Raw genomic sequence first — 25,008 nt, forward strand, 5'->3', positions numbered from 1 at the left:
TGACGTGATTGGTTCCAAATATTTGAGACACGGGATGCGGGCGGAAAACCGCACCACACTTTCCTCTTCCCGCTCTACGCGGCGAGATCGGCCACCACGGCATCGAGGAGGGGAAAGCCATCCTGCGTGACGCGCAGGCGGCCCTCGGTGCTGATTGTGATCGCACCTTCGTCACGGAGGATTGCGATTCGCCGCGGATCAAGAGGGCGGCCCGATAGCGCCGCGTAGCGCTGCGGATCGATGCCCTCGCGCAAGCGCAGTCCCATGAGCAGGAATTCGTCGGCGCGTTCTTCGCTGTTCAGCAGATCGTCGGCGACGATTCCATTGCCGATCGCCTCGACCCGCATGAGCCAGGCTTCCGGCCGCTTTTCCGTGGCGACGGCATGCCTGATGCCGTCGATGTCGAGGCGACCGTGCGCTCCGGGTCCGATTCCCGCATATTCCTGGCCGCGCCAGTAAAGCAGGTTGTGCCGGCATTCCGCGCCGGGCAGCGCATGATTCGAGATCTCGTAGGCTGGCAGGCCGTGACGCGTGCAAACGTCCTGCGTGACGTCGTACAGCGCGCGTGCAATCGCTTCGTCGGGGGGCCTGAGTTTTCCGGCTGCGTGCAGGTCGAAAAACGGCGTACCCTCCTCGATAGTCAACTGGTAGAGCGACAGATGCTCCGCCGCTTCCGAGATCGCCTGCCGCAGTTCCTCGGTCCACATCGCTGGCGTCTGGCCGGGTCGCGCGTAAATCAGATCGAAGGAATAGCGATCGAAGACGGAGCGTGCGATCGCCACTGCTTCCAGCGCCTCGTGTGCGGTATGCAGGCGTCCGAGAGCCTTTAGCGAGGAATCGTCGAGCGCCTGCACGCCGAGCGACACGCGGTTGACGCCCGCTGCGCGATAGCCGCGGAATCGCGTGGCCTCGACGCTGGTCGGATTGGCTTCCAGCGTGACCTCGACGTTATCAGCGACGCCCCAATATTTTCCGATTGCGTCGAGGATCGCGCCAACGGTCTGCGGCCGCATCAAGGACGGGGTACCACCGCCGAAGAAAATGGAGGACACCTCCCGGCCGCGCGCGCGTGCGGCGGTGGTCTCGATCTCGCGCTTGAAAGCACGAACGAAGCGCTCTTCATCGATCGGCGCGTGGCGGACATGACTGTTGAAATCGCAATACGGGCATTTCGACAGGCAAAACGGCCAGTGCACATAGATGCCGAAGGCAGTGGTCGGATCAGCGCCGATCAAGAGCAATCTCCGCCAGCTTCACGAACGCGCGGGCGCGATGCGACAGGCCAAGGCCGCGCGGCGGAAGCCCGTGCTTTTCAATGCCCGTCATCTCGCCGAAGGTGCGCGTATGTCCGTCCGGGAGGAACGCAGGATCATAGCCAAATCCGGCCGTGCCCCGCGGCGGCCATACCAGCGTGCCGTCGACTCGTCCTTCGACTTCCTGGAGATGGCCGTCCGGCCACGCGACGCAGAGCGCCGAAACGAAGTGAGCCTTGCGCTTGTCCGCGCTCGTCGCGCCGCGCTCCTGCAGCAGGCGCTCGATCCGCGTCATCGCAACGGAGAAATCCTTGGTCTCGCCGGCCCAGCGCGCGGAATAGATGCCCGGCGCACCGTCAAGTGCGTCGACCACGAGGCCGGAATCGTCGGCAAAAGCCGGAAGCTTTGCGCTCAGGGCCGCAGCGGTCGCCTTGATCCGAGCATTGGCGCGGAAATCATCGCCTGTTTCCTCAGGCTCGCTGAGACCGAGCTCGCCTGCGGAGATTGCCTCGACGCCATACGGCGCAAGTAGCTCGCGCATCTCGGCGAGCTTGCCGGGATTGTGGGTGGCGATCACGAGCTTGCCGGCGATCCGACGATTCATGGCCGATCCTAGAGCCATTTCGACTTTGACGGAATTCAAAGTCAGGCTCCGGTTTCTTGTGTTGACGCAGTTTCTTGACGCGAACCGCTACCCACTCTGCTCGAAAACGCTATTGGAGGAGCATCCCACGGAGCGCTCGCAGAACGAATCACGCCAACGCCATTTTCTGCAAATCCACCAGCCGTGCGACTCCTTTTTTCGCCAGCGCCATGAGCGCAAAAAATTCGTCGTCGGAAAAAGGTGTCTTCTCGGCGGTTCCCTGCACCTCGATGATGCGTCCCTCGCCGGTCATCACGAAGTTTGCATCGGTGTCGGCTTCCGAATCTTCTGCATAGTCCAGATCGAGGACGGGCGTGCCATTGTAGATACCGCATGAGATCGCTGCGACATTGTCTCGAAGCACGCTGGCCTTGAGCATGTTGCGGGCCTTCATCCAGTTGACGCAGTCGGCTAACGCGACCCATGCGCCGGTAATCGATGCGGTGCGCGTGCCGCCATCGGCCTGAATGACGTCGCAATCGACTGTGATCTGGCGTTCGCCGAGCGCCTCGAGATCGATTGCGGCACGCAAAGAGCGGCCGATCAGGCGCTGGATTTCGACGGTCCGGCCGCCTTGCTTGCCGGCGGAGGCCTCGCGCCGGGTTCGCTCCAGCGTGGCGCGCGGCAGCATTCCGTATTCGGCCGTCACCCAGCCCCGGCCCTGGCCCTTGAGCCACGGCGGCAGCCGCTCCTCTAGCGTCGCGGTGACCAGCACATGGGTATCCCCGAATTTCACCATGCAGGAGCCTTCGGCGTATTTGACCACGCCACGTTCCAGCGACACGGCGCGCAGTTCATCCGGTGCACGGCGGCTAGGCCGCATGGGAACCCTCCAGCTATTCTATGAAAATCGTCGTGCCGTGCTTTTAGGGGTGAGGAGCCGCACCGGCAAGGGTCAGAACTGCGATTGCCAAAGGCTGCTTGTAACTGGTGCGCCGGAGAGACAAACTAGATCCGGTCCCAGGCGCAACAGTCATTATACGCGGGAGATATCGTTGGCCCATCACGATCCGATCGGTCTGATTGCGCCGAACGCCGGGCTTGCCCAGTTGAACGAGCGGTCGCGCGACATTTTTCGGCAGATCGTCGAAAGCTACCTTGCAACGGGCGAACCGGTGGGTTCCCGCAACGTTTCCCGCCTCATCGCGGTGCCGCTCTCGCCAGCGTCGGTCCGCAATGTGATGTCGGACCTCGAACAGCTCGGGCTGATTTATGCACCGCATACCTCAGCCGGCCGCTTGCCGACCGAGCTCGGCCTGCGGTTCTTTGTCGATGCCTTGATGCAGGTCGGCGATCTGACCGAGCCGGAGCGCCAGTCGATCCAGACTCAACTCGCGTCGGTGGGCAAGGCGCAATCGGTCGAGGCTGCATTGGGCGAGGCCTTGACACGGCTGTCCGGATTGACCCGGGCGGCGGCAGTGGTTCTGACGGCGAAATCCAATGTACGGTTGAAGCATATCGAGTTCGTCAGGCTGGAGCCCGACAAGGCGTTGGTCGTGCTGGTCGCCGAAGACGGGCAGGTCGAAAACCGCGTGCTGACGCTCCCCTCCGGCGTCCCGGCTTCGGCGCTGACGGAGGCGTCAAACTTTCTGAACGCTCGAATTCGCGGCCGGACGCTGGCCGAGGCAGGGCTCGAGCTTGAAACCGCGTTGACGCAGAGCAAGGCGGAGCTCGACCAGCTCACACAAAAGATCATCGCGGCAGGAATTGCGAGTTGGTCTGGCGGCGACAGCGACGACCGGCAATTGATCGTGCGCGGCCATGCCAACCTGCTCGGAGATTTGCATGCGATGGAGGACCTTGAGCGCGTGCGGCTGCTGTTCGACGACCTCGAAACCAAGCGCGGCGTGATCGATCTGCTTGGCCGCGCCGAACGCGCCGACGGCGTAAGGATCTTTATCGGTTCGGAGAACAAGCTGTTCTCGCTGTCCGGATCCTCGACGATCATCGCGCCCTACAGCGACGGCGCCGGCCACATCGTCGGCGTTCTCGGAGTGATCGGACCGACCCGGCTGAACTACGCGCGCGTGATCCCGATGGTGGATTACGCGGCCCGCATTGTCAGCCAGATGCTCGGCGGCTGAGCCCGCCCGCCGCCCTGCGCTTGATTTTTACGCCTGAAGCACGATATCCCGCACGACCATCCCTTTTAATTCGAGACCATGTGCAAGAAGGCTGTGTAATGACCGATTCCGACGGCAAATCAAACAATTCCGGCGATCCGGCTCCGGAGGCCGAGCCAGTGGTATCCAAGCCTTACATTATGCCCGACGATCCTGAGGAGGGGGCGGTTGAAGCGCTGACCAAGGAGGTCGCGGACGCCAAGGACCGGATGCTGCGCACGTTGGCGGAGATGGAAAACCTGCGCAAGCGCACCGCGCGAGAGGTGTCGGACGCGCGGACCTACGGCATCTCGGGGTTCGCTCGCGACGTGCTGGATATTGCCGACAATCTGCAACGCGCGCTTGATGCGGTGTCCGCCGAGGCACGCGCGGCCGCCGACCCCGGACTCAAAGCCCTGATCGAGGGCGTGGAGTTGACCGAACGCTCGCTGCACAACGCGCTGGAAAAACACGGTGTGAAGCGGTTCGATCCGGCTGGTGAAAAATTCGATCCCAACGTCCATCAGGCCATGTACGAAGTTCCCGATTCGTCCATCCCCGTCGGCACGGTCGCGCAGGTCATTCAGGCCGGCTACATGATCGGCGAGCGGGTGTTGCGTCCGGCGCTGGTAGGTGTTGCGAAGGGCGGAGCCAAGGCAGCCGCGTCCGAATGAATCCGCCCGTTCGCGGGCTTACCAATATTATGTCCTCGGGCTTGAATGCGAGAATCAAACACCACTGGCCGATATTGGTTGCTGGTCGAGTTTTGAATTCGACATTCACGCCCGGGACGCGCGGCTAGGTGGGTCGCGAATGTCAAATTCACTCCACTAGCGCGGCCGGATACCGTCACGAACCGCGCGGAAGCGCGAAAAAGCTTCAGACCACCCATCCCGCGGCGTACTTCCGATCAGACGCATTGCCGTTTTTCCGCTGCCAAACACCAGCCACTGCACGACCGTCACTGGCGTATTCGTTCGTGTGTTCGTGCCGTCGATCCGCGTTTCAAAACCGGGCGATCCGTTGATCCGCATCGACTCCGACATGGTGATACGTCCCTCACGCAGGTTCGGGATCGTGGCCGCGATGTCGCGCGCAAATCTGTCCCGGTCGTCCGGTCGTTCAGGGACCGAACCGATCGGGCTGATAATCATAAAGGCTTTGCTGTCGATGTCGTTTTCTGCTTCTGCGTCGGAAAGCAGGATAACTGCTCCTGGTGCCAGCGTGCGGATCAATTTGAAGGAGCTCAATTCGCTCAGCTTGAAGGGCAGCAGGCCGAGTTGCTCCTCGACCGGTACGTCCTTGCGCAAGGCGACCGTTGCGAACATCTTTCGCACCGCTTCATCGGAATAGATCTTTCCGACGTTCTCTGGCACCTGCGCTGCGACGTATCCGGAAAATGTGCCGCCCGAAATTACCATTGAATAGCGCCGGACATTGTCGTCGCCGTTCTTGGCCGCCTCGACGATGAAATAACCCTGTCCGCTCGCCGTCTCGAGGCCTTGTGGCTTCTGGCCTCGAGGGTCGGCCACGTTCGATTTGGCGACGTTTTCCACGTCTCTGAAGGCGGTGACGGGGAGTTCGGCGACGATGACCTTGACCCGCTGATCCGCGGTTTCGAAACCCGGAAATGTCTTTGCCGGGGTCAGACCTATCAGCGGAACCAGCCCGATCCGGCTGCCCGGCGCATAGACCACGTCGTCGGCGAGGGCCGAATTTGCGCTGCTCAATATGCAAAGAGCGATCAATACGTGCAGAAGGTGTCTCATGCGCGCTTATTGGATTTGCATTAAGGCCGTTCAATGATCGCCAGGTCGGCGGTGCTGGAAGGAGATTTGACTGCCGCCTCAAGCGCATGATTCGTCGGCAATCGGCCGAACCTCTCGTCGCTGTTGTGCGGCGGCCTACCACCGTTTTGATTATGAGGCCAAGGTGTCCGGTGAGGCTGGGTTAATTATCTGCCTATTCGGGCCGTCTCTGGCTGTCCGGGATTGCAAAAGAATTGCGTTTTCATCCGGTGGAGAGTGGTCTGGTCCTTGCAGCCCCCACCCCCCCTCCTATATGAGGCTCACCGTCGCTAATCGCGAGTAATTGATATCTGGGGGTCTGGATGAGGGTGCCGTCAGGGCCTGGCCGGACTGCCGCAACAAGAAGGATATGAGGACCATGGGAAAGGTCATTGGGATCGACCTCGGCACCACGAATTCGTGCGTGGCGGTAATGGACGGCAAGACGCCGAAAGTCATCGAAAACGCGGAAGGGATGCGGACTACGCCGTCCATCGTTGCCTTTAGCGACGATGGCGAGCGTCTCGTCGGGCAGCCGGCCAAGCGCCAGGCTGTGACTAATCCCGAGCGGACCATTTTCGCCGTCAAGCGTCTGATCGGCCGGCGGTACGACGACCCCACGGTTGAAAAGGACAAGAAGCTTGTCCCTTACAAGATCTCGAAAGCCGGCAACGGCGACGCCTGGGTCGAGGTCGACGGCAAGACCTATTCGCCGTCGCAGATTTCAGCCTTCACGCTTCAAAAGATGAAGGAAACCGCCGAGGCTCATCTCGGTCAGAAGGTTGATCAGGCTGTCATTACAGTTCCTGCCTATTTCAACGACGCGCAACGCCAGGCGACCAAGGACGCCGGCAAGATCGCGGGCCTCGAAGTGCTGCGCATCATCAACGAGCCGACTGCGGCCGCGCTTGCTTATGGCCTCGACAAGTCGAAGGCCGGCACCATCGCTGTGTACGACCTGGGCGGCGGCACCTTCGACGTGTCGATCCTCGAGATCGGCGACGGCGTGTTTGAGGTGAAGTCGACCAACGGCGATACGTTCCTGGGCGGCGAAGACTTCGACATGCGCCTGGTCAACTATCTGGCTGACGAATTCCAGAAGGAGCAGGGCATCAACCTGCGCAACGACAAGCTGGCCTTGCAGCGGCTGAAGGAAGCCGCCGAGAAGGCCAAGATCGAGCTGTCGTCGACCACGCAGACCGAAATCAACCTGCCATTCATCACCGCTGACCAGTCAGGTCCGAAGCATCTGACGATGAAGCTTACCCGCGCCAAATTCGAGGCGCTGGTCGACGATCTGGTTCAGAAGACGATCGAGCCGTGCCGCAAGGCGCTGAAGGATGCCGGCCTGACGGCGGGCGAGATCGGCGAAGTGGTGCTGGTCGGTGGCATGACCCGCATGCCGAAGGTCCAGGAAGTCGTCAAGCAGTTGTTCGGCAAGGAGCCGCACAAGGGCGTCAACCCGGACGAGGTTGTCGCGATCGGCGCGGCGATTCAGGCCGGCGTGCTGCAGGGCGACGTCAAGGACGTGCTGCTGCTTGACGTCACGCCGCTGTCGCTCGGCATCGAGACGCTGGGCGGCGTGTTCACCCGCATCATCGATCGCAACACCACGATCCCGACCAAGAAGAGCCAGGTGTTCTCAACAGCCGAGGACAACCAGAATGCCGTCACCATCCGCGTTTTCCAGGGCGAGCGTGAAATGGCGGCCGACAACAAGGTTCTCGGCCAGTTCGATCTGATGGGCATTCCGCCCGCTCCGCGCGGCATGCCGCAGATCGAGGTGACGTTCGACATCGACGCCAACGGCATCGTCAACGTCTCGGCGAAGGACAAGGCGACCGGCAAGGAACAGCAGATCCGCATCCAGGCATCGGGAGGTTTGTCGGAGGCCGACATCGAGAAGATGGTCAAGGACGCGGAAGTGAACGCAGCCGAGGACAAAAAGCGACGCGAGTCCGTCGACGCCAAGAACCACGCCGACAGTCTGGTGCACTCGACCGAGAAGGCTCTCGCCGAGCACGGCTCGAAGATCGAGGAAAGCGAACGCCGCTCCATCGAGGATGCCGTCAGCGATCTGAAGGAGGCGCTGAAGGGCGACGACGCAGAGGCGATCAAGACCAAAACCAACACGTTGGCGCAGGTATCTATGAAACTCGGCGAGGCCATGTACAAACAGCAGGCGGAGGCCGATGCGGCCAAGGACGCCGCGAAGGACGATGTCGTCGATGCGGAGTTTACCGAAGTCGACGACGACAAGAACAAGAAGTCTGCTTGAACGGCAGGTATGACCATGGCCCCGGCCCCCAAGGAGTGCGCAGCGCGTCTCGGAGGACGGGGTCATGTTTGTTTAGGTGGGACGCTGCATCCAGCGACAAGCGAATTTCTGACGCGTTTTCCGGGATAAAACGACGTTCGGGCGGAATGGACTGATGTCGACCAAGCGCTGTTACTACGAAACCCTTGAGGTCGAGCGGAGTGCGGACGACACCAAACTCAAGGCGGCCTTCCGCAAGCTGGCGATGAAATGGCACCCGGACAGGAATCCGGGCGATTCGTCCAGTGAGATGCGTTTCAAAGAAATCAACGAAGCCTATGAAGTTCTGAAGGACGGCAACAAGCGGGCGGCTTACGACCGCTTCGGTCATGCCGCGTTCGAGCAGGGCGGCATGGGTGGCGGTGGCCCCGGGTTCGGAGCCGGCTTCGCCTCATCATTCTCTGACATCTTCGAGGACTTGTTTGGAATGGCCGGCCAGCGCGGTCGTACCGGCGGTCGCGAACGAGGCGGAGATCTTCGATACAACATGGAGATCACGCTGGAGGAGGCTTTTCAGGGTAAGACTGCTCAGGTCGAAATCCCAGTCTCGGTGACTTGCGAATCCTGCTCAGGCACGGGCGCCAAGGCCGGGACCAAGCCGAAGAACTGTTCGATGTGCGGCGGTGCTGGCCGGATCCGCCAAGCCCAGGGTTTCTTCACGCTGGAGCGCACCTGTCCTGGCTGTCAGGGGCGGGGCCAGATGATTGAGGATCCCTGTCCGTCCTGCGGTGGGTCAGGTCGTGTCAACCGGGAACGCTCGCTATCGGTCAATATTCCCGCCGGCGTCGAGGATGGCACCCGCATTCGCCTGGCCGGCGAGGGTGAGGCGGGAATTCGTGGCGGTCCGCCGGGTGATCTCTACATTTTCCTCTCGCTGGCTCCGCATGAGTTCTTCCAGCGAGACGGTGCCGATCTGCATTGTCGCGTTCCGATCTCAATGGTTACTGCCGCGCTTGGTGGAGAACTTGAGGTGCCGACCATCGACAAAAGCAAGACCAAGGTGAGGGTGCCGTCTGGGACCCAGTCAGGCCGACGTTTCCGCGTTGCAACAAAGGGGATGCCAGTGCTGCGCTCCCGTCAGACCGGCGACATGTATGTGCAGATGGTGGTCGAAACGCCGCAAAATCTGACCAAGAGGCAACAGGATCTCTTGGCCGAGTTCGAAAAGCTATCTTCGGGTGAGACTCAACCCGAGACGGCAGGTTTCTTCACTAAGGTCAAAGACTTCTTCGGCACTCGCGCCACTCCGTAATGACCGTTTTGCTTGACCGTGTCGATTGTCGGTTGTACCTGTGTATAACTTAAGCCTGACTTCCTGCCAGTAGTGACCCACCTGGGTGCGAAATGCCTTTGCAATTGTCCGCGCGTGCGTCGAAGAAACCCCTTCGTCTTGACGACGAGGTACGCTTTCTCCGCTCGTGGATTGAAAAGCCGCTCCATATGGGTGCCGTCATGCCGTCCGGCCGCATCCTGGCACGCACGATGGCGCAGTATGTCGATGTCGGATCGTCCGATCCGGTCATCGAACTGGGACCGGGGACCGGTGCGATCACCAACGCGCTGATTGAGCACGGCGTCGATCAGAAGCGGTTGGTGTTGGTTGAATACGATCCTGGTTTTTGTGCGCTGCTTCGCGACCGCTACCCGCAGGCAACGGTTGTGCAGGGTGATGCCTATACGTTGCGAGATTCGCTGTGGAACGTGCTGAGCGCTCGCGCCTCGGCGATTGTCTCCGGGCTGCCGCTTGTCACCAAGCCGATGTTGACCCGGCTCAAATTGATCCGGGACGCTTTCGCGACGCTCGCTCCCGGCGCTCCGTTCGTGCAGTTTACTTATTCGGTCGTCCCTCCCATTCCCAAATCTCTCCCCGGTATTTCGACCGAAGCGTCCGAGCGGATTTGGATGAACCTCCCTCCTGCACGCGTCTGGGTATATCGCAAGCGCTGATGAGCTCGTGTGGTGGTTCAGAAGTTCGCTATTTTTTCTCTGCGAGTGCTTCGAGCGAACTTCTGAACCCAAACCACAAGATAGCGTTTTCGAGCGAAGGGATCCGGTTCGCGGGAAGAAAACGCGTCTAATCAATAGACGGAGTCTTTCACCGTTTCCGTGAAACGGGGAAAGAGAATTATGAACGTGCTAATGCCCTTTCGAATCTGAAGTCCGCTCTGGAAGGCGCCGCACAATGAGGCAAACTTCAGATTCAGGGCACGAGCGCGGCGGCTGGTGTCCCTGCAATGCGATCGACAGTTCTGTTCGCACCGAAAATTCTCATCATTCCCGGCTCGCTTCGCACCGGCTCGCAGAATGCAAGGCTTGCCGCCGTCGTAGCCGAGGAATTTGTTCGAGCCGATGTCGAGGTCACCCGAATTTCGCTTGGAGACTTCCCGCTGCCGATCTACGACGCCGATCTACAGGCAAATTCCGGCGTGCCCGCAAGCGCCATCAACCTCAAGCAGATGATCGGGGCGCATCATGGGATTCTTATCGTGACGCCCGAATACAACGCCTCGCTGCCGCCATTGCTCAAGAATGCGATCGACTGGATATCGTGCGTACAAAGTCCGCATGAAGCACGCGGTCAGGTTTTCCATGAACGCGCGTTCGCGATCGCCTCGGCCTCCGCGGGCCGGTTTGGCGGCGCAAGATGTCTGGCTCAGTTGCGTCTGATACTTACGGCGTGCGGGGCGATGGTGATTCCTAATCAGCTCGCGCTGTCGTTCGCCGGCGAAGCCTATGACGATATGGAACGGTTGAAGCGTTCGGCGGATGCGGATGCGCTGAAAAAGATGGTACGCCAGTTGATCACCATCGCCGGGGATATGCGATGAGGCCGCGCCTGATGTGAGGCACTGCGCTGATGTAGACCTGATCGGTTGCCGCGAAACGCAGCCCCCGCTATACCCGAAGAGCATTTGAGGAGTCGTGGCTGACATGCGGTTGATCGTTGCAGGAGCAGGCGGCCGGATGGGCCGCGCGCTGGTGCGCGCGATCGCGGAAACCGGTGACGCAGTGCTGGCCGGCGCGCTTGAGGCGCCCGGATCCGAGCTGATCGGGAAAGACGCCGCCGTCCTGGCCGGACTTCCCGCCAGCGGAATCGAAGTGTCGGCAGATCTCTGGTCTTTATCGGCAAATGCCGACGGTATTTTGGATTTTACGGTTCCGGCCGCGACCATCGCGAACGTTGCCGTCGCTGCCGAGCGGGGTCTGGTTCATGTCATCGGCACCACCGGACTCTCAGCGTCGGATATGGCGGTGATCCGAAGCGTGACCTCACGTACGGCGGTTGTGCAGTCGGGCAATATGAGTCTGGGCGTCAATCTGCTCGCCGCGCTGGTGAAGCGGATGGCGCAATCACTCGACGAGAGTTTCGATATTGAGATTCTCGAGATGCATCACAGAGCCAAGATCGACGCGCCTTCGGGCACCGCGTTGATGTTGGGACAGGCGGCGGCTGACGGCCGCAAGATCGGGCTGGATGAGCGCGCGGTACGCGGGCGAGATGGCCTGACCGGCGCCCGCAAAGCGGGCGACATCGGTTTTGCCTCGCTCCGTGGCGGCTCCGTGTCCGGAGATCACAGCGTCATCTTCGCGGGTCCGTATGAGCGCATAACGTTGTCGCATCACGCCGAAGACCGGATGATCTTTGCCCATGGTGCGTTGAAGGCCGCGAAGTGGGCGCGCGGCAAGGCGCCCGGGCTTTATTCAATGGCCGACGTGCTTGGGTTGGGCGTTTAGAATTTAAGAAACGGAGCAAACAGAATGAGCGAACGTCTTCTGGTGCTCGTGCGTCACGGCCAGAGCGAATGGAATCTGAAAAATCTGTTCACTGGCTGGAAGGATCCGGATCTGACGGATCTTGGCGTGACTGAAGCGAAGAATGCAGGGCGCAAGCTGAAGGGGCAGGGCTTTGTTTTCGACGTTGCCTTTACCTCGACGTTGATCCGCGCCGAGCACACGCTCGACCTTGTGCTGAAGGAATTAGGCCAGACCGGAATTCCGATCAGGAAAGATCAGGCGCTGAATGAACGGGACTACGGCGATCTTTCGGGTCTCAATAAGGACGAGGCTCGTAAGAAATGGGGTGACGAACAGGTGCTGATCTGGCGCCGCTCGTATGACGTGCCTCCGCCCGGCGGCGAGAGCCTGAAAGATACGCTGGCGCGCACGCTGCCGTACTTCGTGCAGGAAATCCTGCCATGCGTCCTCCGTGGCGAGTGCACGCTCGTCGCGGCGCACGGCAATTCGCTGCGCGCGCTGGTCATGGTGCTGGAAAAATTGTCGCCGGAACAAATCCTCGCGCGCGAACTGGCAACCGGTGCGCCGGTGATCTATCGGCTCAATGCCGATGCGACAGTGGCCTCGAAACTTGATCTCGCAGCCTGATAAACTTCATTCTCGAGTCTTTTCGTCGCTTCACGGGACCAGTGAAAGACTCTAGCTTTTTGATTTGACGCATTTTCTTCACGCGAACCGGGACTCCCCTTCGCTCGAAAAGGCTATAGGCCGATCTGCCCGGCTTCCCACCCCAGCATTGCTTGCTTGCGGGTGAGTCCCCAGTGATACCCGGTCAGCGCGCCGCTTTTGCCGAGCACGCGATGGCAGGGCACAACGAATGATACGGGGTTCTTGCCGACGGCGGCGCCCACAGCGCGCGAGGCGTTCGGGCGATCGACATTGGTAGCAATGCTCGAATAGGTCGTGGCCTTTCCCATGGGAATCCTGAGCAGGGTCTGCCAGACCCGAACCTCGAAATCCGTCCCGATCAGAACCACACGCAGCGGCTGATCTGCTCGCCAGAGCCTCGTATCGAACACGCGCTGCGCCAGCGCACCGGTGCGACCGGCATCCTCAACATAGGTTGCATTGGGCCACCGCCGCTTCATGTCGGCAAGCGCGGTCTGCTCCTCGCCTGGGTCGGCGAAAGCGAGTCCGGCGAGTCCACGGTCGCTGGCAATCACGATCGCGATGCCGAAGGGCGAGGGATGAAAGCCGAAAGCGAGCTTCATACCGGAGCCGCCATTCTTCCATTCGCCGGGTGACATCGCTTCATGCGTGACGAACAGGTCGTGCAGGCGCCCCGGACCGGAGAGTCCGGAATCGAGGGCTGCGTCCAGCACGCTGGCGGAATTGCGCAACAGCCCCTTGGCGTGGTCGAGCGTCAGCGCCTGCATGAACAACTTCGGAGTCAGGCCTGCCCAGCGCCGGAACAGATGATGCAGTTCGTCGGACGTCACTCCAGCGGAGTCAGCCATCGCTGCGATGGGAGGCTGCGAGCGCCAGTTTTCCGAGATGAAGGCGATAGCTCGCCGTACGGCGTCGTAGTCGCGCAATGCGGCACCCGGCGCGTCCGTGATGCAAGAATCACTCGGAGCGAGATTTTTTGTAAGCGTCATCATGGCCAAGATGTAGAACGGCTGCCGCCTCGCGGCCACCCGATTTACCGCGGCCCTCAAGTCGCCAGATTGTAGGTCGGTCCGCGTTTTGCGAGTTGGAGCGCTGCTGATAAGGCTTTAACGAAACTCAACTTCTCGTCCGGACCAAGAAAACTTGCGATCGAGATCCGGCGGCCGCGCGAAACCAGATAAAGCCGCTCAATGCCATATTCCTCGTGGATTTTCTGGTCGAGATGCACCCACAGCGGATTGGAAACCCACTCGACGATGTGACCGCGGTGACTGGTGCGGCGCACCCGCAACTCATAATGGGTGATGGAGATTTCCTCGGTCGCTTGGGCGCGCCGGAAGTTGATGCGGAAAGCCCAGTAGATGGCGAGGACGTCGAGACCTAAAAAGCCGAACACCGGCCAGGCGCCCATCATCAGGAATATCATTCCCGCGACAAAGCTTCCCATGGCTACAATCGTCATCATCACAACAAATCCAGTTTGAGACAACGAGCGATGGGGCGTTAGCAGCGCTGAAAACAGCGTCTGTTCAGGTAACTTCGGACCAGCCTGTGTATGGTCTAATGTCATTGGAAATCCACTATACCACGATCATGTCTAAAAACACCCGCCGCACATTTTCAAGGCTGAAGCCCGCTGGCGCCGGGACCGACAAACCACCCTCGAACAGCCCTGCGGCGAATTCTCGGCAGCAAAAAACCTCCGCGGCGAAATCGGAGCAGCCCGCGACGGCAAAAAAAAGGAAAACCGGAAAGCCGGCGGCACGCCAGACGGGGCCGACCTCCAAGGCCAAGCAGCCTTCCAGCGCGACGCAGGGATCCGCAGTGCTCCCGCCACCCCTTAAGCCCTGGACGCCAGCCGAAGTCCGTGAAGCCTTTGTGCGCTTCCGCAAAGCCAATCCCGAGCCCAAGGGCGAACTCGAGCACCTCAACCCCTACACGCTGCTCGTCGCCGTGGTGCTGTCGGCTCAGGCGACCGACTCCGGCGTCAACAAGGCCACTCGGGCGTTGTTCGCTATCGCCGACACGCCTGCCAGGATGCTGGCGCTCGGGGAGGAGAAGGTCCGCGACTATATCAAGACCATCGGGCTCTATCGCACCAAGGCGAGAAATATCATAGCGCTCTCCGAAAAACTGCTTGCGGAGTTTGATGGCGAGGTCCCGCACAGCCGGGCAGGGATCGAATCGTTGCCCGGCGCGGGACGCAAGACCGCCAATGTCGTGCTCAATATGGCCTTCGGGGAGCACACCATGGCGGTTGACACTCATGTTTTCCGCGTCGCCAATCGCACCGGTATGGCACCAGGCAAAACGCCTCTTGACGTCGAGCTCGGGCTCGAACGCGTCATCCCCGACCAATTTATGCTGCATGCGCATCACTGGCTGATCCTGCATGGACGCTACACTTGCCTAGCGCGATCACCGCGCTGCGCAGTGTGCCTAATCAATGACCTATGCCGTTGGCCCGAAAAGACGCTAGAGGGCTCCCGGTCATAATCGTCTGGTCCGGATGGCGCGGATACCTCCATCTTTAACAGTAACCGGGTACGCAGCGTTAGGTTCCCGTGAGTCGGAGTCTGATGTCGCGTGCGTTTGCGAACAACGAAAAGGCCCCGGCGAGACCGGGGCCTTGATACAATGCGCCTCATTGGGAGCAAACGATGACGGATCAGGAGCGATCCAGATCCGTCACAAGGAAGCTGCGCTTATTTGGTGTCGGTGCGCTGTTTCAGAGCGGTGCCGAGAATGTCACCCAGCGTCGCGCCAGAGTCGGAAGAGCCATACTGCGCGATGGCTTCCTTCTCTTCGGCCACTTCGAGCGCCTTGATCGAGACCTGCACCTTGCGGGCCTTCTTGTCGAACTGGATGACACGGGCATCGACCTTTTCGCCGACGGCGAAACGCTCGCTGCGCTGGTCGTTGCGGTCCCGCGCCAGTTCCGAGCGCTTGATGAAGGTCTGGAACTCGGTGCCGGAAATCTGCACCTCGATGCCGCCGTCCTTGACCTCAAGCACCTCGCAGGTGACGACCGCGCCCTTCTTGACGTCGCCCGGTTCGGCAAACGGGTCGCCCTCAAGCTGCTTGACGCCAAGCGAGATGCGCTCCTTCTCGACATCGACGTCGAGCACGACGGCCTTGACCATGTCGCCGCGCTTGAAATTGTCGATGACCTGCTCGCCCGGCTGCTTCCAGTCGAGGTCGGAGAGGTGGACCATGCCGTCGACATCGCCCTCCAGGCCCAGGAACAGGCCGAACTCGGTCTTGTTCTTGACCTCGCCCTCCACGGTCGATCCGACCGGGTGCTTCTCGACGAATGCCTCCCAGGGATTGCGCATGGTCTGCTTGAGGCCGAGCGAGATGCGGCGCTTGACGCTGTCGACCTCGAGCACCTGCACCTCGACTTCCTGTGAGGTCGAGACAATCTTGCCCGGATGCATGTTCTTCTTGGTCCAGGACATTTCCGAGACGTGGATCAGACCCTCAATGCCCGGCTCCAGCTCCACGAAGGCGCCGTAATCGGTGATGTTGGTGACGCGGCCGGTGAAGCGGGAGTTCAGGGGATACTTCGCTTCGATGCCCTGCCAGGGATCGTCGAGCAGCTGCTTCATGCCGAGCGAGATGCGGTGGGTCTCGTGGTTGATCTTGATGATCTTGACCTTCACCGTCTGGCCGATCGCCAGCACTTCGGTCGGATGGTTGACGCGGCGCCAGGCGATGTCCGTGACATGGAGGAGGCCGTCGATGCCTCCAAGATCGACGAAGGCGCCGTAGTCGGTGATGTTTTTCACCACGCCGTCGATCACCTGACCCTCTTCGAGGTTCTGCACCAACTCTTGTCGCTGTTCGGCGCGGGTCTCTTCCAGCACCGTGCGGCGGGAAACCACGATATTGCCGCGCCGGCGATCCATCTTGAGGATCTGGAACGGCTGCGTGTTGTTCATCAGCGGACCGACGTCGCGAATGGGGCGGATGTCCACTTGCGAGCGCGGCAGGAAGGCGACGGCGCCGTCCAGATCGACGGTGAAGCCGCCCTTGACCTGATTGAAGATGACGCCGTGCACCTTCTCGTTATTCTGGAATGCTTTTTCGAGCTTGCCCCAACTTTCCTCGCGGCGCGCTTTGTCGCGCGACAGCACGGCTTCGCCGAGCGCGTTCTCGATGCGATCAAGGAACACCTCGACCTCGTCGCCGACCTTCAGGGCGCTCTCGCGACCGGGTCCGGAGAATTCGCGCAGCGCCACGCGGCCTTCAGTCTTGAGGCCGACATCGATGACGGCCATGTCCTTCTCGATCGCGACCACCTTTCCCTTGATGACGGAGCTTTCCTGCAGGCTGCCGCCAGCGAAAGACTCATCGAGCATCGCGGCGAAATCGTCACGGGACGGATTGAGGGTATCAGTCGAAGCCATGTGTTCTCCAATGCGGGGTACTTGCCGGCCGTTCGGGTTGATGTGCGTTTCGCGCGGGAAGGGTCAGGGTCCGCAGTCCTGACGACCGTCGTGCAGAGAGCAACAACGGGCCGGCAGAAGCCTTCACGTTCGAGACGATGATTTGGTCCGGAGCCTGATTAAGAGCGATCGATCGTAAGGACGATCGATATGGAGACTGAGCGGGACATTCCTCCAATGGCGGCGGGAATTTGAGATTCCGGCCGGTCCGCTCGGACAGCCTCGACACTTCGACGATGGTCCGGATGCCGTGGATATACCGTCAAAGCCGCAAGCGAACAAGGCTTTTGTAAAACGTCCTACAGTGGTTTCGAGGGAAGTGGATACCGGTTCGCGTGAACAAAATGCGTCAAATCAAAATCATAGAGTTCCGCTTCTGATGAATCACCCGCGGCCGGAACCGATCCTCACCGCCTCGACGATCGCAATCGCCGCTTTCAGGCCGGCCTCGATGTCAAGATGGGAGTTGTCCAGCACATGGGCGTCCGCGGCCGCTTTCAGCGGTGCGACGGGCCGGTTGCGGTCCCGTTCGTCGCGCTTGAGGATATCAGCTAGAACCACCGCCTCATCGGCCTCCTCGCCACGCGCCCGCGCTTCCAGCGTGCGCCGCCGGGCCCGCACGACAGGATCGGCCACCACGAAAATCTTCACGTCGGCGTCCGGGCAGATCACGGTTCCGATGTCACGGCCGTCAAGCACCGCGCCGGGCGGCTCGGCCGCGAATTGGCGCTGGAAGGTCAGAAGCGCCTCGCGCACTCCGGGAAACGCCGAGACCACCGAGGCGGCCTCACCGATCGCCCGGGTTTTCAGGGCCGGATGGCCGAATTTTTCCGGGTCGAGCTCATGCGCGGCCGCGACCGCGTGTGCCTCGTTGGCCAGGTCCGCGCCGATGTCGAGCAGGGCCTTCGCGACCGCACGATAGATCACCCCGGTATCGAGATGGCGGAAGTGATAGTGATGCGCCAGCCGCTTGCCGAGCGTGCCTTTTCCCGAAGCGGCAGGTCCGTCGATGGCGATGATCATGCGAAATCCGCTCCCAACCGCTGCATCATCGGAACAAAATCGGGGAAGCTCGTGGCGATGAAGGCGATGTCGTCGACCTTGACCGGCGCGTCCGAGGCGCAGCCCATCACCAGCGCCGACATCGCGATGCGATGATCCATGTGGGTGGTGACGAGACCGCCGCCGGGCACACGGCCGCGGCCTTCGACGATAAGGTCGTCGCCGGCGATCTCGACTGCGACGCCGTTGACGCGCAGCATCGCTGCGGCGGCTTCGAGGCGATCGGATTCCTTGACGCGCAATTCGTGCAGGCCGCGCATGACGGTGGTGCCTTCGGCAAAAGCTGCGGCGACCGAAAGCACGAGATACTCGTCGATCATCGACGGCGCGCGTTCCGCCGGCACCTCGACCCCGCGCAGCTTCGATGCGCGCACGCGCAGCTGCGCCATCGGTTCGCCGGCATCAAGGCGTGTTTCGCTCTCCTCGATCGACGCGCCCATCTCGCGCAGCGTGACGAACAGGCCAGTTCGCAACGGGTTTGTCATCACGTCGTCTAGCACGATGTCGGAGCCTGCGGTGATCAGCGCGGCAACAATCGGAAACGCTGCCGATGACGGATCGGCTGGCACGGTGACTCCGGCTCCGTGCAGTTCGGGCTGTCCGGTCAGCGATATCCGGCGGCCGTGCGCCTCGTCGGCCACGGAAACGATGTCGGCGCCAAAATGCTTCAGCATCAGCTCTGTGTGGTCGCGGCTGGCTTCGCGCTCGATGACCGTCGTGACCCCAGGAGCGGACAGTCCCGCCAGGAGCACCGCCGATTTGATCTGCGCCGAGGCCACCGGCGTGCGATAAACGATCGGCAGCGGATCGTGCGCGCCCTCAAGCGTCAGCGGTAGGCGGCCGCCTTCGCTTTGTGAGATCACCCGCGCGCCCATCAATTCCAGAGGATCGAGAATGCGCCGCATCGGCCGCGAGCGCAACGAGCCATCGCCATCAAAGGCTGCTCTGATAGGGCAGCCGGCCACCGCGCCCATCACCAGGCGGCATCCAGTGCCTGAATTGCCGAAATCAAGCGGCGCCTGGGGTGTCGCGAATCCACTGGTGCCGACGCCGCGCACCGACCAGGCGATCCCGCCTTTGTCGTCGGTCCGTTCGACCTTCGCTCCCAGCGCCTGCATCGCCCGGGCCGTGTTAAGCACGTCCTCACCCTCGAGAAGGCCCCAGATTCGGGTTTCACCAACCGCCAGCGCGCCCAGGATCAGCGCCCGGTGGGAAATCGATTTGTCTCCGGGCACCCTGACGCGCCCGGTCAATGACTGGCATTTTCGCGCCTCAAGCGGCATGGTCTGGCCGGAAAGAGTCAAGTTGCACGTCCCCGTTGTGGCGGCTGGTATCACAGGGACGACGGCGCGTCACGCCTGCGAGCCGGTCTGCAAAGCGCTATTGACAGGGCCGCCGCAACTAGCCAAGTGAAGCACCGTTTTTCAAGAACTCCCGGGATTCCAACACGTGGCCAAATCCGAGCTCGGAACCAAGCGCATTTGCCCGACGACTGGCAAAAAGTTCTACGATCTGAACAAGACCCCGGTGATCTCGCCCTACACCGGCGAGGTCGTGCCGATCGTCGTGGCGCCGGTTCGGGGGCGAGGCGAGGCCGCCCGCGCCGCCGCTTCTGCGCCTTCCACATCCGACGCTACGCCGGAGGCCGAGACCGAAGAACTGGTTTCGCTGGAGGAGGCCGATGCCGAGGAGAACAGCGGAAAGGTCAAGAAGGCCGTCGTCCCAGAGTCTGAGGATGATATCGAGATCGACGACAGCCTCGACGACGACGAGGACGATGACTCCACCTTCATCGCCGACGAGGAAGAGGGCGACGAGGATGTGACCGATATCATCGGTGACGTAGGAGATGACGAGGAGACTTGAGATCGGCCCTGAACTGTGGTTCAGGGTCTTTGCAGATCGCGCCGCTCCCATTGGGTGGGGTCGGTCGAGGGGCCATAGCTCAGCTGGGAGAGCGCTTGCATGGCATGCAAGAGGTCGGCGGTTCGATCCCGCCTGGCTCCACCATATGCCGTCATCTTCCAAGGCGTGGCGATGTATGCCGGCGCCGGACAAGCGACATCCCTTCTAGCGCCTGTGAGGACAAATGGCGCGATCCTGACCTAATTCCAAAGCCTTAAAGGGTAGGTCGCACATCTTGAATGGCGTGCAAATCATGCCATATTTTGAGTTGACCGGCTGGGAGCACCAGACGGCCAAGCGGGGTGCCGCAAGGGCCCTGCGCGTTGACCCGCCGAAGTGTAGGCGGTTCGGCGATCCGGATCATACGCCAATAAAGTTGGCGCGCGACCGGACGCAAAACCGGTTTCACTTTGCTGGTCGCGCGCGTCAAAGTCGCTTCGAGAGGACTTTGTAATGTCTCGTGTTCCTTCGTTGTCCAGTCCGTTCCTTTTGGGATTCGACGAGATCGAGCGGGCGCTCGACCGCGTCGTCAAAGGCGCCGACGGTTATCCTCCCTACAACATCGAGCGGTGCGACCGTGACAGCGGAGAGCCCGAACGCCTGCGGATCACGCTGGCGGTGGCGGGATTTACCCGCGACCAGCTTGATGTAACCATTGAGGAAAATCAGCTTGTGATCCGAGGCCGGCAACAGGAGGATAAAGCCCGGCAATATATCCATCGCGGCATTGCCGCGCGCCACTTCCAGCGTACCTTTGTGCTGGCGGAGGGAATGTTGGTGCTGGGCGCGGACCTCAAAAACGGGCTATTGTCCATCGATCTGGCCAGGCCGGAACCTGAAAGGGTCGTTAAGACAATCGCGATCAATGAACACGAATGATGCATGACCCGAAAAAAGACCGGTTATCCGGCAAAAAAAGCTTTCGGGTGCAACGAGTAGCGGACTCGACCGCTTAGTCTAGCAAAAGGAGTCGAGACCATGAGTGAAGTGATTTCTACGTTCCGACCCGAAAACGTTTCGACCGAAGCGCTGGCGCAGCTTGGCGAGGGCCACATTGCCTATGTGAAGCAGGTTCGTTCCGAGGACGTTCCGGATCTGTTTCCGCAGGCGCCGAAAATCGCGCCCGGTCTCATGCTGTTCGCACTGCATGCTGCTGACGGCACGCCGATCATGCTCACCGATTCGCGCGAGGCCGCGGTCGCGAGCGCCTGGAGCAATGAATTGCAGGCCGTCAGCGTTCACTAGCGGTCATGCCGCAAAAAACGGGTACCGGCCTGCGATCAGAATACGAGCAAGTATCCGTTGAATGAGCCGCGTCGATTGCGCGGCGGAGTTGACGGGAAGCGGCGGCGCGTTGAGCGCTGTCGCTTTCTGGAGCAGGGATGAACAGAGGCCGGCATCGACCCCAAAATATTGCAATCGATTGATCATGATCGATCCGATCCCCAAATCATCTTGATCGAGGCCCCGCATCCGGCCGCGCGAGGCCTTCGCGGATGACAGCATTCGACGGTTGCATTTGACCTTGAGCGGCCGGCCTGTATGGTCACGCCAAGCTATTGAACCTTCGGGAAAAACCTTATGCCTGCCTATCGCTCCCGCACTTCCACACACGGTCGCAACATGGCCGGCGCTCGCGGCTTGTGGCGCGCCACCGGTATGAAGAACGAGGACTTCGGCAAGCCGATCATTGCGGTGGTCAACTCCTTCACCCAATTCGTGCCCGGGCACGTTCACCTCAAGGATCTCGGCCAGCTGGTGGCGCGCGAGATCGAGAAGGCCGGCGGCGTCGCCAAGGAATTCAACACCATCGCGGTGGATGACGGCATTGCGATGGGCCACGACGGCATGCTCTACAGCCTGCCCTCGCGCGAGGTCATCGCCGACAGCGTCGAATACATGGTCAACGCGCATTGCGCTGACGCCATGGTCTGTATCTCCAATTGCGACAAGATCACGCCCGGCATGCTGATGGCGTCGCTGCGCCTCAACATTCCATCGGTGTTTGTCTCCGGAGGCCCGATGGAATCGGGCAAGGTCACACTCAACGGCAAGGTCAAGTCCGTCGACCTGATCGACGCCATGGTCGCCGCCGCCGACGAGAATGTGAGCGACGCCGATGTCGAGGCGCTCGAACGCTCGGCATGTCCGACCTGCGGCTCGTGCTCGGGCATGTTTACCGCCAACTCGATGAACTGCCTGACCGAAGCGCTCGGCCTCGCATTGCCCGGCAATGGCTCTGTGCTCGCCACTCATGCTGACCGCAAGGGTTTGTTCGTCGAGGCCGGACATCTCATCGTCGATCTTGCGCGTCGTTATTACGAACAGGACGACGAACGGGTGCTGCCGCGTTCGGTCGCGAGCTTCAAGGCGTTTGAAAACGCGATGACGCTCGATATTTCGATGGGCGGCTCCACCAATACCGTGCTGCATCTGCTCGCCGCGGCCTACGAAGGCGACGTGCCCTTCACCATGAAAGACATCGACCGGCTGTCGCGCCGCGTGCCGGTCTTGTGCAAGGTCGCACCCTCCGTGCCGGACGTGCATCTGGAAGACGTGCATCGCGCCGGCGGCATCATGGGCATTCTCGGCGAACTCGATCGCGCCGGTCTGATCGACGCCGGTCTGCCCACGGTTCACAGCACCTCGCTGAAGGATGCGCTGGAGCGCTGGGACATCAAGCGGACGAAAAGCGAGAGCGTGCGCACCTTCTACATGGCCGCGCCGGGGGGTGTCCGCACCGAAGTCGCGTTCAGTCAGGACAAGCGCTTCGAGGAGCTCGACGCCGACCGCGCCAGAGGTTGCATCCGCGATGCTGAACACGCCTTTTCAAAAGACGGCGGTCTCGCCGTGCTTTACGGCAACATCGCGCGCGACGGCTGCATCGTGAAAACCGCGGGCGTGGACGACAGCATCCTGACCTTCTCAGGTCCCGCGCGCGTTTTCGAAAGCCAAGATGCAGCGGTGGACGCCATCCTTGGCAACAGAATCAAGCCAGGAGACGTGGTGTTGATTCGCTACGAGGGGCCGCGCGGCGGCCCCGGAATGCAGGAGATGCTGTATCCGACCAGCTATCTGAAATCGAAGGGGCTAGGCAAGCAGTGCGCGCTGATCACGGACGGCCGCTTCTCCGGCGGCTCGTCGGGCCTGTCGATCGGCCATGTCTCGCCGGAAGCAGCGGAGGGTGGTGCGATCGGTCTCGTCGAGGAAGGTGACGCCATCGCGTTCGACATTCCGAACCGGAAGGTTCATCTCGACGTCAGCGACGCTGAGCTGGAGCGCCGCCGCACGGCGATGGAGTCGAGGGGCGACAAGGCGTGGAAGCCGGCCGCTCCGCGCAAGCGCCGCGTGACGATGGCGCTGAAGGCCTACGCTGCGCATGCCACCAGCGCCGCGCTCGGCGCCGTGCGTGTGGTGAAGGAATAGCGTGCTCGGGTTGAAGCTTTTCGTCATGGTTGGGCATTGCCGTTCACCGAACGGCGAACGTTGTCCGCCTATGGGCTGAGCCTCCATGTCTTCGAACGCCCGAGACAGAACGACGTGTGCGTCTGGCCCAAGATCGGGCATGACAGATCCAGTTCCTGTCGTGAATGTTTGCCCCAAGCGTTAGAGCCTTCTTTTCACGGAAACGATGAAAGACTCCAGCTTTTTGATTTGACGCGTTTTCTTCACGCGCGTTCGCAATGTCGGAGTGGTCCGTTCCGTCAAAATAAGAATCGCTCCAGGGTTTGCTGGATTCGCAGCGATCAGGGGACTGTCGCCGGCGGCAGCGCCAGCACGGAATAGATCGCTTGCGCATCGCGGGAGGCCCGCAGCTTGTTGGCGATGTCCTGATCGCGCAGCAGCCGTGCGATCCGCGCCAGCGCCTTCAGATGATCCGCGCCGGCGCCCTCGGGAGCGAGCAGCAGGAAGACGAGATCGACCGGCTGCCCATCCATTGCTTCAAAATCGATCGGACGGTCGAGTCGCGCGAAAAGACCGAATATCTTGTCGAGTTTTTGCAGCTTGCCGTGCGGGATCGCGACACCGTAGCCGACAGCCGTGGTTCCGAGCTTCTCGCGCCGCAACAGCACCTCGAAAATCGCGCGGTCGTTCTGTCCCGTCAATTCAGCGGCACGCGCGGCCAGTTCCTGCAGCGCCTGCTTCTTGCTGTTGACCTTCAATGCAGGAATGATCGCCTCGGGTGCGACCAGATCGGTAATCATCATATGACGTTCCGAGGTGAGGTTTGCCGTCAGGTTGCGAAAGACACGTCAGACAAGCAGCAACAAACGTGAGCCCACATACGGGCGAACGCACACGCTAAGCGGTTCGCGGCCCTCCGGCCAGGATGACCGGCCTTATAGTCTAACGCGAGCCCGATGCCAATTCCCGAACTTTTATGTAGACCGATCGGGAAGGCCGCGGCCCATATGGATCGTCGTCCCAAGCGTCAATGGCAACAAGTCAGGCCGCGCCGTTGACGGACGGCGGGTCGATCCAGCCCACATTGCCATCAGGTCTGCGATAGATCATGTTTACGCGGCCGCTGGAGCCATGCTGGAACACCAACATGGGTGCGCCGGTGAAATCGAGTTCCATCACCGCTTCGCTAACCGAGAGCCGCCTCAGCGAGGTGACGGTTTCTGCGATGATCACCGGATTGAAGGCGGTGACCTCGTCTTCGCCGTCCACAGCTGGCGCCTCGATAACGTAGCTCGGCGCGTCGAGCCCGGCGATCGCCTCCGCAGCGGCGTGCGCTTTGCGCGCCGAGCGATCCTTGAGACGGCTCTTGTAGCGGCGCAGACGCTTTTCGATTTGCAGCAGTGCCTGATCGGCGCTCGCATAGGCATCCGCGGCATTAGATTCAGCCTCGAGCGTTACTCCAGAATCCAGATGCAGCGCGCAGTCGGTGCGGAATCCGAAACCGTCCTTGCTCAGCGTGATGTGGCCCGAATATTGTCCATCAAAGTATTTTCGGAGAACCTCGTCGGTACGGTTGTTGAGGCGCCCTCGCAGCGCCTCGCCGACGTTAATGCTCTTGCCCGAGATTCGAAGTGTCATGACAAGCCTCATCGATCATGAGTGGGGAGAGATTATCGGGTGTC

The 25,008-nt window shown here is 61.2% G+C and carries 24 protein-coding genes and 1 tRNA gene; 14 read left to right on the forward strand and 11 right to left on the reverse strand.

Going from position 1 to position 25,008, the window contains the following annotated elements; genetic code table 11:
• Window positions 1-74: 74 nt before the first annotated feature.
• From hemW to rph, 3 genes are all read right to left on the reverse strand, one after another.
• Window positions 75-1,235, reverse strand: coding sequence for a radical SAM family heme chaperone HemW (hemW, locus tag B2M20_RS00775; RefSeq protein WP_087881080.1), 1,161 nt, complete (start codon window positions 1,233-1,235; stop codon window positions 75-77).
• Window positions 1,222-1,857 carry an RdgB/HAM1 family non-canonical purine NTP pyrophosphatase gene (rdgB, locus tag B2M20_RS00780; RefSeq protein ID WP_079445207.1) on the reverse strand — a complete coding sequence of 212 codons (636 nt, stop codon included), beginning with the start codon at window positions 1,855-1,857 and terminating at the stop codon, window positions 1,222-1,224. The genes hemW and rdgB overlap by 14 nt, the downstream gene beginning before the upstream one ends.
• Before the next feature lie 148 nt (window positions 1,858-2,005).
• A complete protein-coding gene (rph, locus tag B2M20_RS00785; protein WP_079445208.1) occupies window positions 2,006-2,719 on the reverse strand; it encodes a ribonuclease PH in 714 nt (237 codons plus the stop codon).
• A 172-nt stretch (window positions 2,720-2,891) separates the two neighbouring features.
• Here rph and hrcA point away from each other — a divergent pair, with 172 nt between their 5' ends.
• Window positions 2,892-3,980: a heat-inducible transcriptional repressor HrcA gene (gene hrcA, locus B2M20_RS00790; RefSeq protein ID WP_079445209.1), complete on the forward strand. Its 1,089-nt coding sequence runs from the start codon at window positions 2,892-2,894 to the stop codon at window positions 3,978-3,980.
• Window positions 3,981-4,078: 98 nt separating this feature from the next.
• Window positions 4,079-4,672 (forward strand): nucleotide exchange factor GrpE, encoded by a 594-nt coding sequence (gene grpE / locus B2M20_RS00795; RefSeq protein WP_079445210.1) that lies wholly within the window; start codon window positions 4,079-4,081, stop codon window positions 4,670-4,672.
• A gap of 156 nt (window positions 4,673-4,828) precedes the next feature.
• Here the strand turns inward: grpE and B2M20_RS00800 are convergent, their stop codons facing one another.
• Window positions 4,829-5,767 carry a hypothetical protein gene (locus tag B2M20_RS00800; RefSeq protein ID WP_079445211.1) on the reverse strand — a complete coding sequence of 313 codons (939 nt, stop codon included), beginning with the start codon at window positions 5,765-5,767 and terminating at the stop codon, window positions 4,829-4,831.
• A 397-nt stretch (window positions 5,768-6,164) separates the two neighbouring features.
• Here B2M20_RS00800 and dnaK point away from each other — a divergent pair, with 397 nt between their 5' ends.
• The 6 genes from dnaK to B2M20_RS00830 all read left to right on the forward strand — a co-directional run bounded on the left by dnaK (window position 6,165) and on the right by B2M20_RS00830 (window position 12,485).
• Window positions 6,165-8,063, forward strand: coding sequence for a molecular chaperone DnaK (dnaK, locus tag B2M20_RS00805; protein WP_079445212.1), 1,899 nt, complete (start codon window positions 6,165-6,167; stop codon window positions 8,061-8,063).
• A 154-nt stretch (window positions 8,064-8,217) separates the two neighbouring features.
• Window positions 8,218-9,354 (forward strand): molecular chaperone DnaJ, encoded by a 1,137-nt coding sequence (dnaJ, locus tag B2M20_RS00810; RefSeq protein WP_079445213.1) that lies wholly within the window; start codon window positions 8,218-8,220, stop codon window positions 9,352-9,354.
• Between the two features lie 92 nt (window positions 9,355-9,446).
• The gene (locus B2M20_RS00815) at window positions 9,447-10,049 is read left to right on the forward strand and encodes a class I SAM-dependent methyltransferase (protein ID WP_079445214.1); all 603 of its coding nucleotides are present in this window, start codon (window positions 9,447-9,449) and stop codon (window positions 10,047-10,049) included.
• A gap of 302 nt (window positions 10,050-10,351) precedes the next feature.
• The gene (locus B2M20_RS00820; protein WP_079445291.1) at window positions 10,352-10,930 is read left to right on the forward strand and encodes an NADPH-dependent FMN reductase; all 579 of its coding nucleotides are present in this window, start codon (window positions 10,352-10,354) and stop codon (window positions 10,928-10,930) included.
• A gap of 94 nt (window positions 10,931-11,024) precedes the next feature.
• Window positions 11,025-11,837, forward strand: coding sequence for a 4-hydroxy-tetrahydrodipicolinate reductase (dapB, locus tag B2M20_RS00825; protein WP_079445215.1), 813 nt, complete (start codon window positions 11,025-11,027; stop codon window positions 11,835-11,837).
• A gap of 24 nt (window positions 11,838-11,861) precedes the next feature.
• Window positions 11,862-12,485, forward strand: a complete 624-nt coding sequence (locus B2M20_RS00830) for a 2,3-bisphosphoglycerate-dependent phosphoglycerate mutase (protein WP_079445216.1) — start codon at window positions 11,862-11,864, stop codon at window positions 12,483-12,485.
• 113 nt (window positions 12,486-12,598) lie between these two features.
• Here B2M20_RS00830 and B2M20_RS00835 read toward each other — a convergent pair whose 3' ends face one another.
• Both B2M20_RS00835 and B2M20_RS00840 read right to left on the reverse strand, forming a co-directional pair.
• The gene (locus B2M20_RS00835; RefSeq protein ID WP_079445292.1) at window positions 12,599-13,498 is read right to left on the reverse strand and encodes a methylated-DNA--[protein]-cysteine S-methyltransferase; all 900 of its coding nucleotides are present in this window, start codon (window positions 13,496-13,498) and stop codon (window positions 12,599-12,601) included.
• A gap of 53 nt (window positions 13,499-13,551) precedes the next feature.
• Window positions 13,552-14,076, reverse strand: coding sequence for a DUF2244 domain-containing protein (locus tag B2M20_RS00840; RefSeq protein WP_079445217.1), 525 nt, complete (start codon window positions 14,074-14,076; stop codon window positions 13,552-13,554).
• Window positions 14,077-14,099: 23 nt separating this feature from the next.
• Here B2M20_RS00840 and nth point away from each other — a divergent pair, with 23 nt between their 5' ends.
• Window positions 14,100-15,002 (forward strand): endonuclease III, encoded by a 903-nt coding sequence (gene nth / locus B2M20_RS00845; protein WP_079445293.1) that lies wholly within the window; start codon window positions 14,100-14,102, stop codon window positions 15,000-15,002.
• Window positions 15,003-15,211: 209 nt separating this feature from the next.
• On the opposite strand, the gene rpsA is transcribed toward nth, so the two are convergent.
• The 3 genes from rpsA to aroA form a co-directional block, all read right to left on the reverse strand.
• The gene (rpsA, locus tag B2M20_RS00850; protein WP_079445218.1) at window positions 15,212-16,915 is read right to left on the reverse strand and encodes a 30S ribosomal protein S1; all 1,704 of its coding nucleotides are present in this window, start codon (window positions 16,913-16,915) and stop codon (window positions 15,212-15,214) included.
• Window positions 16,916-17,338: 423 nt separating this feature from the next.
• Window positions 17,339-17,977, reverse strand: coding sequence for a (d)CMP kinase (cmk, locus tag B2M20_RS00855; RefSeq protein WP_079445219.1), 639 nt, complete (start codon window positions 17,975-17,977; stop codon window positions 17,339-17,341).
• Entirely contained in the window at window positions 17,974-19,320 is a 1,347-nt protein-coding gene (gene aroA, locus B2M20_RS00860; RefSeq protein ID WP_079445220.1) for a 3-phosphoshikimate 1-carboxyvinyltransferase, read from the reverse strand. Before aroA ends, cmk begins: the two co-directional genes overlap by 4 nt.
• Before the next feature lie 145 nt (window positions 19,321-19,465).
• On the opposite strand from aroA, the gene B2M20_RS00865 reads away from it, so the two are divergent.
• From B2M20_RS00865 to ilvD, 5 genes are all read left to right on the forward strand, one after another.
• Entirely contained in the window at window positions 19,466-19,882 is a 417-nt protein-coding gene (locus tag B2M20_RS00865) for a TIGR02300 family protein (RefSeq protein WP_079445221.1), read from the forward strand.
• 68 nt (window positions 19,883-19,950) lie between these two features.
• Window positions 19,951-20,026: transfer RNA gene (locus B2M20_RS00870), tRNA-Ala, on the forward strand.
• Between the two features lie 348 nt (window positions 20,027-20,374).
• A complete protein-coding gene (locus B2M20_RS00875; RefSeq protein ID WP_009796516.1) occupies window positions 20,375-20,800 on the forward strand; it encodes an Hsp20 family protein in 426 nt (141 codons plus the stop codon).
• A 99-nt stretch (window positions 20,801-20,899) separates the two neighbouring features.
• Window positions 20,900-21,166 (forward strand): BQ00720 family protein, encoded by a 267-nt coding sequence (locus tag B2M20_RS00880; RefSeq protein WP_079445222.1) that lies wholly within the window; start codon window positions 20,900-20,902, stop codon window positions 21,164-21,166.
• A 336-nt stretch (window positions 21,167-21,502) separates the two neighbouring features.
• Window positions 21,503-23,347 (forward strand): dihydroxy-acid dehydratase, encoded by a 1,845-nt coding sequence (ilvD, locus tag B2M20_RS00890; RefSeq protein WP_079445224.1) that lies wholly within the window; start codon window positions 21,503-21,505, stop codon window positions 23,345-23,347.
• Between the two features lie 320 nt (window positions 23,348-23,667).
• Here the strand turns inward: ilvD and ptsN are convergent, their stop codons facing one another.
• Both ptsN and hpf read right to left on the reverse strand, forming a co-directional pair.
• Window positions 23,668-24,129, reverse strand: coding sequence for a PTS IIA-like nitrogen regulatory protein PtsN (ptsN, locus tag B2M20_RS00895; RefSeq protein WP_079445225.1), 462 nt, complete (start codon window positions 24,127-24,129; stop codon window positions 23,668-23,670).
• Between the two features lie 238 nt (window positions 24,130-24,367).
• Window positions 24,368-24,964 carry a ribosome hibernation-promoting factor, HPF/YfiA family gene (hpf, locus tag B2M20_RS00900; protein WP_079445226.1) on the reverse strand — a complete coding sequence of 199 codons (597 nt, stop codon included), beginning with the start codon at window positions 24,962-24,964 and terminating at the stop codon, window positions 24,368-24,370.
• Window positions 24,965-25,008 lie beyond the last annotated feature (44 nt).

This window comes from Nitrobacter vulgaris (genome assembly GCF_002028545.1).
Taxonomy (GTDB): Bacteria; Pseudomonadota; Alphaproteobacteria; order Rhizobiales; family Xanthobacteraceae; genus Nitrobacter; species Nitrobacter vulgaris.

Bases quoted from the DNA above. Each gene is read 5' to 3' on its own strand.
- rdgB (WP_079445207.1), bottom strand. From the start codon at position 1,857: ATGAATCGTCGGATCGCCGGCAAGCTCGTGATCGCCACCCACAATCCC.
- rph (WP_079445208.1), bottom strand. From the start codon at position 2,719: ATGCGGCCTAGCCGCCGTGCACCGGATGAACTGCGCGCCGTGTCGCTG.
- grpE (WP_079445210.1), top strand. From the start codon at position 4,079: ATGACCGATTCCGACGGCAAATCAAACAATTCCGGCGATCCGGCTCCG.
- B2M20_RS00800 (WP_079445211.1), bottom strand. From the start codon at position 5,767: ATGAGACACCTTCTGCACGTATTGATCGCTCTTTGCATATTGAGCAGC.
- dnaK (WP_079445212.1), top strand. From the start codon at position 6,165: ATGGGAAAGGTCATTGGGATCGACCTCGGCACCACGAATTCGTGCGTG.
- dnaJ (WP_079445213.1), top strand. From the start codon at position 8,218: ATGTCGACCAAGCGCTGTTACTACGAAACCCTTGAGGTCGAGCGGAGT.
- B2M20_RS00815 (WP_079445214.1), top strand. From the start codon at position 9,447: ATGCCTTTGCAATTGTCCGCGCGTGCGTCGAAGAAACCCCTTCGTCTT.
- B2M20_RS00830 (WP_079445216.1), top strand. From the start codon at position 11,862: ATGAGCGAACGTCTTCTGGTGCTCGTGCGTCACGGCCAGAGCGAATGG.
- B2M20_RS00835 (WP_079445292.1), bottom strand. From the start codon at position 13,498: ATGATGACGCTTACAAAAAATCTCGCTCCGAGTGATTCTTGCATCACG.
- B2M20_RS00840 (WP_079445217.1), bottom strand. From the start codon at position 14,076: ATGACATTAGACCATACACAGGCTGGTCCGAAGTTACCTGAACAGACG.
- nth (WP_079445293.1), top strand. From the start codon at position 14,100: ATGTCTAAAAACACCCGCCGCACATTTTCAAGGCTGAAGCCCGCTGGC.
- rpsA (WP_079445218.1), bottom strand. From the start codon at position 16,915: ATGGCTTCGACTGATACCCTCAATCCGTCCCGTGACGATTTCGCCGCG.
- cmk (WP_079445219.1), bottom strand. From the start codon at position 17,977: ATGATCATCGCCATCGACGGACCTGCCGCTTCGGGAAAAGGCACGCTC.
- B2M20_RS00875 (WP_009796516.1), top strand. From the start codon at position 20,375: ATGTCTCGTGTTCCTTCGTTGTCCAGTCCGTTCCTTTTGGGATTCGAC.
- B2M20_RS00880 (WP_079445222.1), top strand. From the start codon at position 20,900: ATGAGTGAAGTGATTTCTACGTTCCGACCCGAAAACGTTTCGACCGAA.
- ilvD (WP_079445224.1), top strand. From the start codon at position 21,503: ATGCCTGCCTATCGCTCCCGCACTTCCACACACGGTCGCAACATGGCC.
- ptsN (WP_079445225.1), bottom strand. From the start codon at position 24,129: ATGATGATTACCGATCTGGTCGCACCCGAGGCGATCATTCCTGCATTG.
- hpf (WP_079445226.1), bottom strand. From the start codon at position 24,964: ATGACACTTCGAATCTCGGGCAAGAGCATTAACGTCGGCGAGGCGCTG.